The sequence below is a fragment of the Paenibacillus tengchongensis genome, from assembly GCF_008973665.1.
GTDB classification, from domain to species: domain Bacteria; phylum Bacillota; class Bacilli; order Paenibacillales; family Paenibacillaceae; genus Paenibacillus_AQ; species Paenibacillus_AQ tengchongensis.
Genome location: NZ_WACP01000006.1, coordinates 18553 through 30893, shown reverse-complemented (window position 1 = coordinate 30893; position 12341 = coordinate 18553). Strand labels below are relative to the sequence as shown.

Annotated in this window: 10 protein-coding genes; 7 read left to right on the top strand and 3 right to left on the bottom strand. The window is 54.4% G+C overall.

Annotated elements, in window-relative coordinates; translation table 11 throughout:
- Positions 1-7 precede the first annotated feature (7 nt).
- Positions 8-322: a winged helix-turn-helix transcriptional regulator gene (locus F1381_RS11630; protein WP_151735027.1), complete on the bottom strand. Its 315-nt coding sequence runs from the start codon at positions 320-322 to the stop codon at positions 8-10.
- Positions 323-522: 200 nt separating this feature from the next.
- Here F1381_RS11630 and zwf point away from each other — a divergent pair, with 200 nt between their 5' ends.
- Entirely contained in the window at positions 523-2040 is a 1518-nt protein-coding gene (gene zwf / locus F1381_RS11625) for a glucose-6-phosphate dehydrogenase (RefSeq protein WP_151735026.1), read from the top strand.
- Positions 2041-2107: 67 nt separating this feature from the next.
- A complete protein-coding gene (gene gnd / locus F1381_RS11620) occupies positions 2108-3001 on the top strand; it encodes a phosphogluconate dehydrogenase (NAD(+)-dependent, decarboxylating) (RefSeq protein WP_151735025.1) in 894 nt (297 codons plus the stop codon).
- 253 nt (positions 3002-3254) lie between these two features.
- Here gnd and F1381_RS11615 read toward each other — a convergent pair whose 3' ends face one another.
- Positions 3255-4010 carry a DeoR/GlpR family DNA-binding transcription regulator gene (locus tag F1381_RS11615; RefSeq protein WP_151735282.1) on the bottom strand — a complete coding sequence of 252 codons (756 nt, stop codon included), beginning with the start codon at positions 4008-4010 and terminating at the stop codon, positions 3255-3257.
- A 363-nt stretch (positions 4011-4373) separates the two neighbouring features.
- Between F1381_RS11615 and F1381_RS11610 the strand changes: the two genes are divergently transcribed.
- The 5 genes from F1381_RS11610 (at position 4374) to F1381_RS11590 (ending at position 10727) form a co-directional block, all read left to right on the top strand.
- Entirely contained in the window at positions 4374-5525 is a 1152-nt protein-coding gene (locus tag F1381_RS11610; RefSeq protein ID WP_151735024.1) for an iron-containing alcohol dehydrogenase, read from the top strand.
- 27 nt (positions 5526-5552) lie between these two features.
- The gene (gene rhaB / locus F1381_RS11605) at positions 5553-7013 is read left to right on the top strand and encodes a rhamnulokinase (protein WP_151735023.1); all 1461 of its coding nucleotides are present in this window, start codon (positions 5553-5555) and stop codon (positions 7011-7013) included.
- A 92-nt stretch (positions 7014-7105) separates the two neighbouring features.
- Positions 7106-8362: an L-rhamnose isomerase gene (gene rhaA / locus F1381_RS11600; RefSeq protein ID WP_151735022.1), complete on the top strand. Its 1257-nt coding sequence runs from the start codon at positions 7106-7108 to the stop codon at positions 8360-8362.
- 51 nt (positions 8363-8413) lie between these two features.
- Positions 8414-9259, top strand: a complete 846-nt coding sequence (gene rhaD, locus F1381_RS11595; protein ID WP_151735021.1) for a rhamnulose-1-phosphate aldolase — start codon at positions 8414-8416, stop codon at positions 9257-9259.
- Positions 9260-9536: 277 nt separating this feature from the next.
- Positions 9537-10727 (top strand): beta-ketoacyl-[acyl-carrier-protein] synthase family protein, encoded by a 1191-nt coding sequence (locus F1381_RS11590; protein WP_187355302.1) that lies wholly within the window; start codon positions 9537-9539, stop codon positions 10725-10727.
- A 4-nt stretch (positions 10728-10731) separates the two neighbouring features.
- Here F1381_RS11590 and F1381_RS11585 read toward each other — a convergent pair whose 3' ends face one another.
- On the bottom strand, positions 10732-12312 hold the full coding sequence (locus F1381_RS11585) for an alpha/beta hydrolase (protein ID WP_187355301.1): 1581 nt from the start codon (positions 12310-12312) through the stop codon (positions 10732-10734).
- Between the last annotated feature and the right edge of the window lie 29 nt (positions 12313-12341).

The following is a 12341-nucleotide window of genomic DNA, read 5'->3' as shown; positions in this document are numbered from 1 at the left end:
GGGGCATTTATAGCCATTTCATAGCCCACTGCTCCACAAAGCCAAGCGCTTCGCCGAGCTCCCGGCCTTTGCCGGTCAGTGAGTATTCCGTACGCACTGGACGGTCGGGGATGACTGCGCGGCTGATGAGGCCGCATTCTTCCAGCTCCTTCAGACGCTCATTAAGCATCCGCTTACTGATTTCCGGAATGATGGCATGCAGCTCGCTGAACCGTTTCGGCTCCTCCAGCAAGACGTGAATGATCAGATTAACCCATTTCTTGCCGATGAGATGATGGACATGCTCCACTTTGGACAAGAGGGGCTGGACGTCGGAAGTCATGCTGACCCCCTCCTTGAATAGTTATTTTAAATAGTCTACTAACTATAACATAGTATAAAGAACGTGAAAATAATAACTTTTTGTAACTGTCGAAATGATATTGACGAAAGGAATTTACAGTCGTATGATGGGTGATGTAAAAGTTTGCGAGTAATTTAAAGTAACCATATAAATAATGTATAATAACGGGAGGAATGAAAGTGGAATCATCGACCTTTGTACTGTTCGGCGCAACCGGAGATTTGGCAAAACGCAAAATTTTCCCGGCGCTTTATAATTTGTTCGCAGATGGCAAGCTTTCCGGTCCTCTTTCCGTCATCGGTTTGGGCAGAAGAGCATTGACGAATGAAACCTTCCAGGCACAGGTGCTGGACTCGCTGCGCACCTTTTCGCGGCGGCCGCCGGCGGATTCGCCGGAGCTGCAACGTTTTTTGCTTGCCTTTGAATACAGTGTGCTTGATGTCGGCCGTCCCGAGGATTACCGCAAGCTGCTGGAGCATGTCCTGCGCCGCGAACGGGAACTGGGGCTTCCGCAGAACCGGATGTTCTATCTGTCCGTGGGCCCGGAATTCTTCGGACCGATTGCCTCCAATATTCAGGCCAGCGGGCTCGGCGATACGGAGGGCTGGAAACGGCTGATCATCGAGAAGCCGTTCGGCCGTGATCTGCAGTCGGCACGTGAGCTGAATGACAATCTCAGCCAGGCATTCCGTGAAGAGGAAATCTTCCGTATTGACCATTTCCTCGGCAAGCCGATGGTGCAGAATCTGGAAGTGCTGAAATATTCGAATCCGGTGCTGCGGGCGCTGTGGCAGAACCGCTATATCTCGAACGTTCAGATTACCGCCGCTGAAACGGTCGGCGTAGAAGAACGTGCCGGCTATTATGACAAGTCCGGCGCGCTGCGCGACATGTTCCAGAATCATATGCTGCAGCTGCTGATGATGATGGCGATGCAGCTGCCCAAAGACAGCACGCCCGAGGATGTGCGCAGCAAGAAACGGCATGTGATCTCCTCGGTCCGTCCGCTGCTGGAAGATGAGCTTGCACAGAATATCGTGCGCGGCCAATATGCGGCCGGTGAGCTGAAGGGCAAGCCCGTCCCGGGTTATCTCTCCGAGCCGGGGATTCCCGCTGCTTCGCAGAACGAGACTTATATTGCCGCCCGTCTGTTTATTGATGACCCGCTGTGGAGCGGCGTACCGTTCTATATCCGCACCGGCAAACGGCTGAAAGAGAAGTCCACGCGGATTGTGATCGAATTTAAGGAACCGCTGAGCGACATTCATAATAAGCACAAAATTTCGCTTGAGCCCAACCTGCTTGTGATTAACATTGGTCCGGAGGAAGGTCTGTCACTGCAGCTGAACACGAAGGACCCGCGGCGGCACGGGGAGCTGGAACCGGTGAGCATCCGCCACGAATCCGGTAATCCGGATCTGCCCGAGGCGTACGAGAATCTGATCTATGACGCTATGCTCGGAGATGCGACCTTTTTTGCACATTGGGATGAGGTAGAGTTGTCTTGGCAGTGGGTTCAGCCTATAATCGAGGCAACAGAGGCCGGCACATTGCCGCTGCATCCATATGCCGCCGGGTCAAACGGTCCTGCAGCAGCAGCCGAGCTGTTGGGCGAGGATCATTGGTGGCTGGACGAAGAGACGGCGGCGCCTGCCGCCCAGTCGGAGACAGCGAAGGCTGTCCGTCAGGGTGCCTAAGCTCTACTTCATTTACAGGAACCGGATAGCACAATCGTACTACTAACACAATATGGAGGGATCAATCATGAGAGTCGGTTTAGTCGGACTGGGTAAAATGGGCTTTAATCTGAGCCTTAACCTGCTGGAGCATGGACATGAAGTCGTTGCATATGACGTCAACAGCGCTGCTGTAGAGAGCATTACCGCTGAAGGTGCAGAAGGGGCATATAGTCTGGAAGAGCTGGCAGGCAAGCTGGAAGCGCCGCGCGTAGTGTGGATTATGGTGCCGCATCAGTTCGTCGATTCGGTCATCGCTGAGGTAGCGCCGCTGCTCTCCAAAGGCGATATTATTATTGAAGGCGGCAATTCGCATTACAAGGAATCGGTGCGCCGTCACGGTGAGCTTGAGCAGCAGGGCATTTACTTCCTGGATGCGGGAACCTCGGGGGGCATGGAGGGGGCCCGCCACGGAGCCTGTTATATGATCGGCGGCGACGAGGCAGCCTGGGCGGTCGCCGAACCGCTGTTCCGCGATACGGCGGTAGAGAACGGGTATCTCTATGCCGGGAAGTCCGGCAGCGGGCATTTCCTGAAGATGGTGCACAACGGCATCGAATACGGCATGATGGCAGCGATCGGGGAAGGCTTCGAGGTGCTGGAGAAAAGCGGGTACGACTTCGACTTCGAGCAGGTTGCCCGGGTCTGGAACAACGGCTCCGTGATCCGTTCTTGGCTGATGGAGCTGATGGAACGCGCCTTCGCCAAGGATGCCAAGCTCGATGAAATCCGCGGGGTGATGCATTCCTCCGGAGAAGGACGCTGGACGCTGGAAACGGCGTTTGATCTACAGGCTGCGACTCCTGTTATTGCGATGTCGCTGCTCATGCGTTATCGTTCCTTGGAGAATGACACTTTCACAGGTAAAGTCGTCGCCGCGCTGCGCAACGAATTCGGCGGCCACGCCGTGGAGAAGAACTGATACAAGAAAGCATTTTCGGATTGTCCGGTGGCAGCAAGAAATTAGAGGCGGTTTTTCACCCTATCCGGAATTAAAAGAAAGATATCCACCTTGCCTCATAGGTATTAAGCGTGGATATCTTTTTTTATATATATAAATCGGTAACGCTTTCACTATCCGGCGATTTATCATCATTAACGGTCCACCAGCACCATACAAGCCTGTACGCCCCGCCGAAACAGCAGAACGCACAGGCTCCTCTGATGAGCTTCTCTCAATAAATCACTTCGATATTCTCCTCAGCCAGCCGTTTCAGCCAGATGTCCGCAGGCTTGCGGTCGGTAATCAGCACATCGACGCCGCCGAGCGGGATCAGGTTAGTAAAAGCCGTCTTCCCGAACTTCGTATGATCCGCCAGCAGCATCACCTTCTCGGCCTGCCGCAGCATATGCTTCTTGACCTCGCATTCCGGCTCATTGGAATCGGTAATGCCGCTTGCCAGATCGATTCCCTTGCAGCTGATGACGGCAGTGTCCACGTTGTAACGGCGGATGGTATCATGGGCGACCGGGCCGACCAGCGAAAGCGACCGGTGACGCAGGGAACCGCCTGTCGAGACAATATCCATGGACGAATTCGCAAATTCGTGGAGAATATGAATGGAATTTGTGATGACCGTAAGGTTGTTCTTATTGCCCAGCAGCTTAAGAAATTCAAGGGCGGTGGAGCTGGGATCGACCATTAAAGTATCGCCGTCAGCGATCAGATCCAGCGCCTTCAGGGCAATATTCCGTTTAATGTCGGTGTTGAGCGCGCCGCGGGTAACAAAAGGCAGGTCCTCATTGGTATGCCTGTTTAGCATCGCGCCCCCGTAGGTGCGGCTGAGAATGCCATCCTTCTCCAGCTTCTCCAGATCGCGGCGGATCGTCTCCTCCGTTACCTCAAACATCCGGCTGAGATCGCTAACCAGCACCCGCTTGTCCTGATGGACGAGGTCAATAATTTTTTTACGTCGTTCACCTGCCAGCATCATAATCACCTTCCATAGTGCTTCTGGATTAAATATAGTCCATTGATATCTGTGTTTGCAATAAATAAAAGATAACAATTTGTTATTTTAGCGATATTTTCTGTGAAACAAACATTAATCAAATAAAAACAACATAATTAATATTTTATTTGTTGACAACAAAGAATGAGGGAGTTACGATGAGGATGTTCCTTTGAAAGCGTATGCCCGGACAATTAGCGCCTCTGACTGGTTAACCTGCGGTAGTCCGCCAGACCAGCCTTTAACGGCGCCGCAGCAAGACTTGCACGACTTTGCAGAGGATACAGGAGCCGGCTTTAGCCGTGTTCCGCTACTATTTTGCCGGGAGGCTGGTTTGAAGTTATGAGTACTCATGTGTTTTATGTTCCGCCTGTCAACATTATGGGTAAAGGCTGTCTGAATGATATCGCTCCTTACATTAAAGAATTAAAGCTGAACAAGGCGCTGGTGGTTACCGACAAATTCCTGATGAAGAGCGGCATCGCCGGTAAAGTGCTGGCCGTGCTGGATGAAGCGGGAATTGAATATGCGGTATACGATGAAGTGAAGCCCAACCCAACCTGTAAAAATGTTCATGACGGCGTCGATTTCCTCAAAACGAACGGCTGCGACCATCTGATCTCCATCGGCGGCGGCTCGCCGCAGGATACGGCCAAGGGCATCGGCATTATCGCCACCAACGGCGGCCATATCAAAGAATATGAAGGTGTGCACAAGTCGCAGCATCAATCGCTGCCGATCGTTGCCGTGAACACTACCGCCGGCACCTCCGCCGAAGTCACCATTAACTATGTCATTACCGACGAAGAACGCAAAGTCAAAATGGTTATGGTCGACAAGAACAGCCTGGCCGCCATTTCCGTTAACGATCCGGAATTAATGGTCGGCAAGCCAGCCGATCTGACTGCAGCAACCGGGATGGACGCTTTGACGCATGCGATCGAAGCACTGGTTACTCCGGGCGCCTATCCGGTGACCGATGCAACGGCGCTGGCAGCGGTTGAGCTGATCTTCAACAACCTGGCCCGCACCGTCAAGAACGGTCAGGATATCGAAGCCCGTGAGCAGATGGTCTATGCGATCTTCCTTGGCGGCCTGGCCTTCAACAATGCCGGTCTCGGCTATGTGCACGCTATGGCGCATCAGCTTGGCGGGGTCTACGACCTGCCGCACGGCGTATGTAACGCGATGCTGCTGCCATACGTGGAAGAAGAGAATGCCAAGGTGGTGCCGCACCGCTTCCGCAACATTGCCAAGGCGATCGGCCTGCAGGTTGAAGGGAAGAGCGACAAGGAATGCGCGGACTTCGTCATTGAGTCGATCAAGGCGCTGTCGAAGGAAGTCGGCATTCCGTCTAAATTATCCGAGCTGGGCGTGAACGAGGTCGATCTGGACCTGCTGGCCGAGAACTCGATGAAGGACGCCTGCGCACCCGGCAATCCGTTCATTCCTACGAAGGAAGAAGTCATCGCTTTGTTCCGCAAGATTCTTTAACTAATTACGCAGTAAAGGAGATTCCCCATGCGCAATCATATCGCCGTTGATATCGGCGCCTCCAGCGGGCGGCTTGTGCTCGGAACCATCAAGGACGGGACTCTCCGGCTGGATGAGCTTCACCGGTTCGCCAACGGCTTTACTGAACGAAACGGCTCCTGCTTCTGGGATATCGATGAGCTGTTTGAGCAGATTATCGCCGGGCTCCAGAAGGCCAAGGCCGGGGGCATCACCCGATGTACGCTCGGCATCGATACCTGGGCCGTAGATTATGTGCTTCTTGACGAAGCGGGCGAGCGGCTCCAGGAAGTCTACGCTTACCGCGACAGCCGTACGGACGGCGTGATGGAGCAGGTAGCCGCCAGCATTTCACCGGAGACGGTCTATGCCAAGACTGGCATCCAGCAGCTGAATTTCAATACGCTGTACCAGCTGTATGCCCATGACTCTGCAGAGCTTGCCCGTGCGCACCGGATACTGATGGTCCCCGACTATCTGTATTACCGGCTGTGCGGCCGGCAGATCAACGAGGTGACCAATGCGTCCACAATGCAGATGCTCAACCTGCAGACCCGTGAATTCGACGAGGAACTGCTGGCTCTGCTCGGACTGCGCAGAGAACAGTTCGCCGCACTCACCGAACCGGGTGAAGTGCTGGGTACGGTCAGCGCGGAACTGATGTCGCAGTACGATCTTCCGGAATGCGAGCTAATCTGCGCTCCGACGCATGACACCGCCGCCGCGGTGCTCGGCGTACCGCTGGAAGAGGGACGCAGCGCTGCCTACATCAGCAGCGGCACCTGGTCATTGCTCGGTGCGGAGCTTACCGAGCCGCTTAATAACGCACAGGCGATGGCAGCGAATTATACGAACGAGTGGGGAGCTTACGGCACGTACCGCTTCCTGAAGAACATCATGGGCTTGTGGCTGATTCAGGAGGTCCGCCGCCTGGACGGCGCCAAGCACAGCTTCGCCGAGCTGGCGGAGCTGGCCGGGAAGGCCGAGCCCTTCCGCAGCCTGATTCCCTGCAATCATCCGCGGTTTATGAATCCGGCCAACATGATCGAAGAGATCCGCGCTGCCTGCAGAGAGAGCGGGCAGCCGGTGCCGGAGTCGCCGGGCGAGCTCGCCCGCTGCATCTTTGACAGCTTGGCGTTGTCTTACCGCAGCTATCTGGAGGAGCTTGAGGCATTGACCGGCACGAAGTTCGAAGTGCTGAAGATTGTCGGCGGCGGCGCGAACAACGCGCTGCTGAACCAGCTCACCGCCGATATGATCGGCCGTGAGGTGCAGGCGGGGCCGACCGAGGCCACGGCCATCGGCAATCTCGCCGTCCAGCTCATTCAGGCGGGCGAGGTTGCCGGTATCCGTGAAGCGCGGGCGCTGATCGGGAGCTCCTTTGAGATCGCCTCGTATCAGCCCCGGCCTGTGCCGCAGCTTGATAACGTGCTGCGGCGTTGGCAAGAGCTGAATGCAGCACTGGGTTAGAATCATCTAATTGGATTATTGCCACTTAGCTGGTCTGCCGCAGCAATTCAGGAGCAGATGCTCACTCACAATACTTTTAGGAGGTCAGCAGCATGGATCAGAGCATCATCAACAGTTACAACGAAGCGAAGAAATTATACGCAGCCCATGGCATCAATGTGGACGAGGTGCTGGAGAAGCTGGCACAAATCAAAATTTCCCTGCATTGCTGGCAGGGCGACGATGTACAAGGCTTCCTGTTTAAAAACAAAGAGCTGAGCGGCGGTATCGCCGTAACCGGAAGTTATCCGGGCCGCGCCGGAACGCCGGATGAGCTGCGCCGCGACCTGGAGAAGGCGCTGGCGCTGATTCCGGGCAAGCATAAAGTGAATCTGCATGCGATTTATGCCGATACCGACGAACAGGTCGATCTGGATGAGCTGCAGCCGCGTCATTTTGCCAATTGGGTAGAATGGGCCAAAGAGCAGGGGCTGGGACTGGATTTCAATCCGACCTGCTTCTCCCATCCGAAAGCGGCTGACGGCTTCACCCTGAGCCATGCCGACGATGAAATCCGCAGCTTCTGGATCAAGCACTGCAAGGCATCCCGCAAAATCGCCGAATCATTTGGCCGTGAACTGGGCCAACCGTGCGTGACCAACTTCTGGGTACCGGACGGCTACAAAGATACGCCGGTGGACCGCCTGGCGCCGCGCGTGCGGCTGAAGGAAGCACTGGATGAAGTATTCAGTGAAGAAATTGATCCGCAGTACAATATCGACGCTGTAGAGAGCAAACTGTTCGGCATCGGCTCCGAGAGCTATGTCGTTGGCTCGCATGAATTCTATATGGGCTATGGACTGACCCGCGGCAAAGCCATCTGCCTGGATGCCGGACATTTCCATCCGACAGAAGTGATCTCGAACAAGCTGTCCTCCATTCTGATGTTCAGCGAGCAGCTGCTGCTGCATGTCAGCCGTCCGGTCCGCTGGGACAGCGACCATGTCGTAACGATGGACGATGAGCTGCTGGAAATTGCCCGTGAACTCGTCCGCGGCGATCTGCTGCCGCGCACCAATATCGGCCTGGACTTCTTTGACGGCAGCATTAACCATGTAGCCGCCTGGGTTATCGGCACCCGCAACACGATCAAGGCGCTGCTGCGCGCTATGCTTGAACCGGTAGCCGAGCTGAAGGCGATTGAGTTGGCCGGGGATTATACTTCACGTCTGGCCCTTGTCGAAGAATTCAAATCGTATCCGTTCGGTGCGGTATGGGATTACTATTGCGCCACCCAGAATGTTCCTGTCCGGGAGCAGTGGCTGGCAGAAGTGAAGACCTACGAACAAGAAGTGCTGGCTGCGAGATAAGCCTAAAAGCGGGAACATCATAACCAGGGACATCTAAAGGAGAGAAAACCTATGAGCACATCCTATACGGCTTCAGCCGGCTATATCGGCGGCACAGCAGCGCCATTTATTGAGGAAATGTCCGAAATTACCCATCATATGTGGTCGCTCGGCTGGGACGAACTGAACGGCGGCAACATCAGCTATTTGCTGGATGAAGCCGAAGTGGCTAAATATATCGACATCCGTGAAGCACAGCGGGTCATCAACCTGACCTTTCCGGTAACGGAGCTGGCCGGTAAATACTTCATCGTAACCGGCTCCGGCAAGTATTTCCGCAATGTGATCAAGGACCCCGAAGCGAACCTGGGCGTACTTCGCGTCAGCGCAAGCGGCGAAAGTGTAGAAGTACTCTGGGGGCTGCGTAACGGCGCAGTGCCGACAAGCGAGCTGGCTTCGCATTTCATGAGCCACATTGAGCGTCTTAAGGTGGATTCTACGCACCGGATCGTTCTGCATACCCATGCAACCAATGTTATTGCCATGACCTTTACGCATGATCTCAACGAGCTTCAGTTCACGAAGACCCTATGGGAGATGTGTACCGAATGCCTCGTGGTCTTCCCGGACGGCGTGGGCGTCATTCCGTGGATGGTACCGGGCAGCAGCGACATCGGCCGCGCCACAGCAGACAAAATGAAGGATTACCGCGTGGTCGTATGGCCGCAGCACGGTATTTTCGTTACCGGAGCAACGATGGACGCTACCTTCGGTCTTGTGGAGACGATTGAGAAAGCGGCAATTGTCTACAATCTGATCGGCGGCAGAGAGATCAAGCAGAAGATTACGGACCGGCAGCTGGCCGATTTGGCCCAGGCCTTCCGTGTTACCCCGAAAGCGGGTATTTTAGAGGTATAATTCCATAAAGTCCTGCAGAAAAAAAGCCGGGCAGTGATTCTCCGTGATTGGGGACTCGCTGCCCGGCTTTTTTGGTTCACCAGGGTATTTAACAGCATTTCAAGCACAGGTAAAAAGTCGTAAACCAGGCTTCTCCAGATATACCGCAGTACCAATTTTAAAGATATACTAGGATTAGAATAGTGATTTATAGGAAAGGAGTAATAGGTCAATCGTAATCTACATACGGCATTTCTCGTGAATGGTATACCAAACGGTGAAAGAAGGATGGAGCATTATGAAGAAGCGCGTTGCAGTTACCGGTTTCGGCATCAAGGTTCCAGGCGGGGAGAATAATACAGATTTCCAGCACCATTTGATCAGCGGCGATTATCATTTTGTAACGAGAAGTGAGCTCTCTCCATACGGTGAACCCTTGTTGTTCGGGGAGATTAACGGGGGGTTAGGGGAGCTGGACGGCAGGGAATACCGCGTGCTGCCGCGGATCGCCAAGCTGGCGATTCTGACGGTAAGCGAAGCCATTGAACATGCCAAGCTGCCTGTAACCGATTTGGCGGACAGGACGGGCGTGTTTTTTGGTACAACCATGGGTGGCATTACTTCGCTGGAGGATATTCTGGGCATCATTGGTAAGGATGATTTCCGGAGACTGCCTGTGTATTGCTGCGGACTGGTACATAATCATACCCTTGCTTCGGCGGTGTCCAGCCACTTCGGGTTGACGGGCCGTACCAAGACGGTTACGACCGGCTGTACAGCCGGGATTGAGGCCATGGAGGATGCCATCATGTATCTGCAAAACGGTGTCATCGACACGGCAATCGTCGGCGCCTCTGACAGCAGCAACAATAAAGCTACAGTCTTCGGCTTCGGCAAAATCAAGGGACTGCCTTTCGACCAGGGACCCGAGGCGGCCGGCGCGCCGTTCAGCAAACACAGCAAGGGCTTTATTTTGTCCGAGGGTGCTGCAACACTGATTCTGGAGACGGAAGAGCATGCTCTTGCCCGCCACGCCGAAATCTATGGTTATATCGACAAGGTGGCCTCCAACAACGACGGGGTATCCGTCAATGGCCAGGACCTCAGTGGTCAGCGGATGAAGCAGGCGGCCAGCGCCGTTCTGGACGGAAGGATTCCCGATTATTATAACAGCCAGGCGCTCGGATATGAGGCCAATGACCGGATTGAAGATATCGTCTCCCGTGATTTGTTCGGGCACGGGGTGCCGCTGACCTCGATTAAGGGGCTGATCGGCCATCCTTTCAGCGTCAGCGGACTGGCGCAGATCATCGCTTCAATGCTTGGCTTCCGCGCTTCGTTTATTCCCCGTACCATTCGTACCGATCAATACGGCTATGAGCATTTACCGCTGATTACCGGACCGGTACCGCTGAAGAACAAAGAAGTACTGATAACCAGCCACGGGTACGGTGGCAATAATGCCTGTGTCTATTTAATGAAAGAGTAGGTGTTCAGCGGCGGCGGGCCCGGCCTTCTCCGGCCAGGCTGCGCTGCCGCTTCTCCGCCTCAGACCGCCATTTCTGCGCTTCCAGCGACTGGCCGTTGCGTTCATAGAGATTCGCGATTTGCTCGTAGACGCCGAATTCTTCCTCGTTGAACAGCAGAACATACTTCAGATAAGCGATCGCGCCGGGGATATTGTGGCGTGAGGCGAGAACTTCGGCCTGATAATTGGCCAGCGCAATCAGCTCGATTTCGGTTTTGTAACGCAGATTCATGTTCCAGTCCTGGTCCAGGTTGCAGAAGATGTCCCCTTCAATTTGCCAAAAGACCGAATCGATCAGCGCCATTTTGCTGTCCACGTCTTTTTCCTCATTAGCCTTCCTGATATCCGCCAATAAACGCAATAAGTCACACTCTGCCTCACTCTGCAGCTTAATCTGCTGCTTGTCACTGTATATTAGCCCCGTTTCCTCATTGTTCAGAAGTTGCTTCAGATGGGTCAGACAGACCCGCAATTGGCCCCGGGCCTTGAGTATGTCCATGTCGCTCCACAGCTCCCCGCAAAGCCGGTCCCTGTCGGCACTCGGGTTAAGCAACAGGTAAATCAGCAGCTCTCTGGCATTCCGCCGGCCCCAGCCGCTGTTCACCGGCAGTTCACCGACAGTGACCTCAAACCGGTTGAGCAGCTGCACCTTCAAGAGGGGACTACCCGTTTGGCCGTGCGCAACCGGATTCGAATTTAATATGGTAAAGAAATCAGCATGCAGCTGATGCAGGAGCGGATCAAGCGACTGCTGGGTTTGCGAGCGCGTGTCTATAAAAGCTTTAATCTGCTGGAATGTTTCTTCCGGCTGGTCATAAAATACCATATTGGACGAATTGTATATCATCCGGTACCGGCACAGCGGATTAGACGAAGCAATAAGGCTTGACAGATAGGGCGGATACATCGGATCATGCTCTCCGGTCAGGATCAGTGCAGGAACCTGATGCTGCTTGAACATATCCATAATCTCGCTGTGGGCCGAATTAAAGAAAATCAGCAACTCAGTGTACACATCCAGCGGAACGCGGGCGAAGCTGGCGTGCAGCGCCTCCATTTCGGCAGAGCCCGGCTTGAACAGCGTGGCATTGCCCAGTACATGCTCGGCTAGTGCACGCATGGAATGCTGTTTCATGAGATCCTGGCGGTAGGTTGAATATTTGTTCGCCGTCTCGGCGGAATGGTACAGCGGCAGAGACAGCAGCACCGTCGTTTCGGCACGCCGGGGGTATGCCCGCGAGAAATACAGCGCGAGTATGCTGCCTGCTCCATGTCCGATCAAATGGACATTTGCGATTTGCAGATGCTCCAGCAGCGCGTGGATATCGCCGACCATGGCTGCAGCGGGATGATGCAATTCCTCGGCCCCTTTCTCGCTGAACCCGTGTCCGCGGAAATCATAGCGGAGCACATGGTAATGCTCCAGCATCGCCGGCACGATCCGGTCCCAGCAGCGCAGGTCAAAGCCGATGCCGTGAATCAGCAAGAGCGTTTCTGTATGCGGACCGCCATGGAGGGCGGGTTCGTATTCATAATGTATTTTCATGTTGTTGTTTATGAAATAAGGCATCCAAG

Coding starts and splice junctions, on each gene's coding strand:
- F1381_RS11630 (WP_151735027.1), bottom strand. CDS start 322: ATGACTTCCGACGTCCAGCCCCTCTTGTCCAAAGTGGAGCATGTCCAT.
- gnd (WP_151735025.1), top strand. CDS start 2,108: ATGAGAGTCGGTTTAGTCGGACTGGGTAAAATGGGCTTTAATCTGAGC.
- F1381_RS11615 (WP_151735282.1), bottom strand. CDS start 4,010: ATGCTGGCAGGTGAACGACGTAAAAAAATTATTGACCTCGTCCATCAG.
- F1381_RS11610 (WP_151735024.1), top strand. CDS start 4,374: ATGAGTACTCATGTGTTTTATGTTCCGCCTGTCAACATTATGGGTAAA.
- rhaB (WP_151735023.1), top strand. CDS start 5,553: ATGCGCAATCATATCGCCGTTGATATCGGCGCCTCCAGCGGGCGGCTT.
- rhaA (WP_151735022.1), top strand. CDS start 7,106: ATGGATCAGAGCATCATCAACAGTTACAACGAAGCGAAGAAATTATAC.
- rhaD (WP_151735021.1), top strand. CDS start 8,414: ATGAGCACATCCTATACGGCTTCAGCCGGCTATATCGGCGGCACAGCA.
- F1381_RS11590 (WP_187355302.1), top strand. CDS start 9,537: ATGAAGAAGCGCGTTGCAGTTACCGGTTTCGGCATCAAGGTTCCAGGC.
- F1381_RS11585 (WP_187355301.1), bottom strand. CDS start 12,312: ATGAAAATACATTATGAATACGAACCCGCCCTCCATGGCGGTCCGCAT.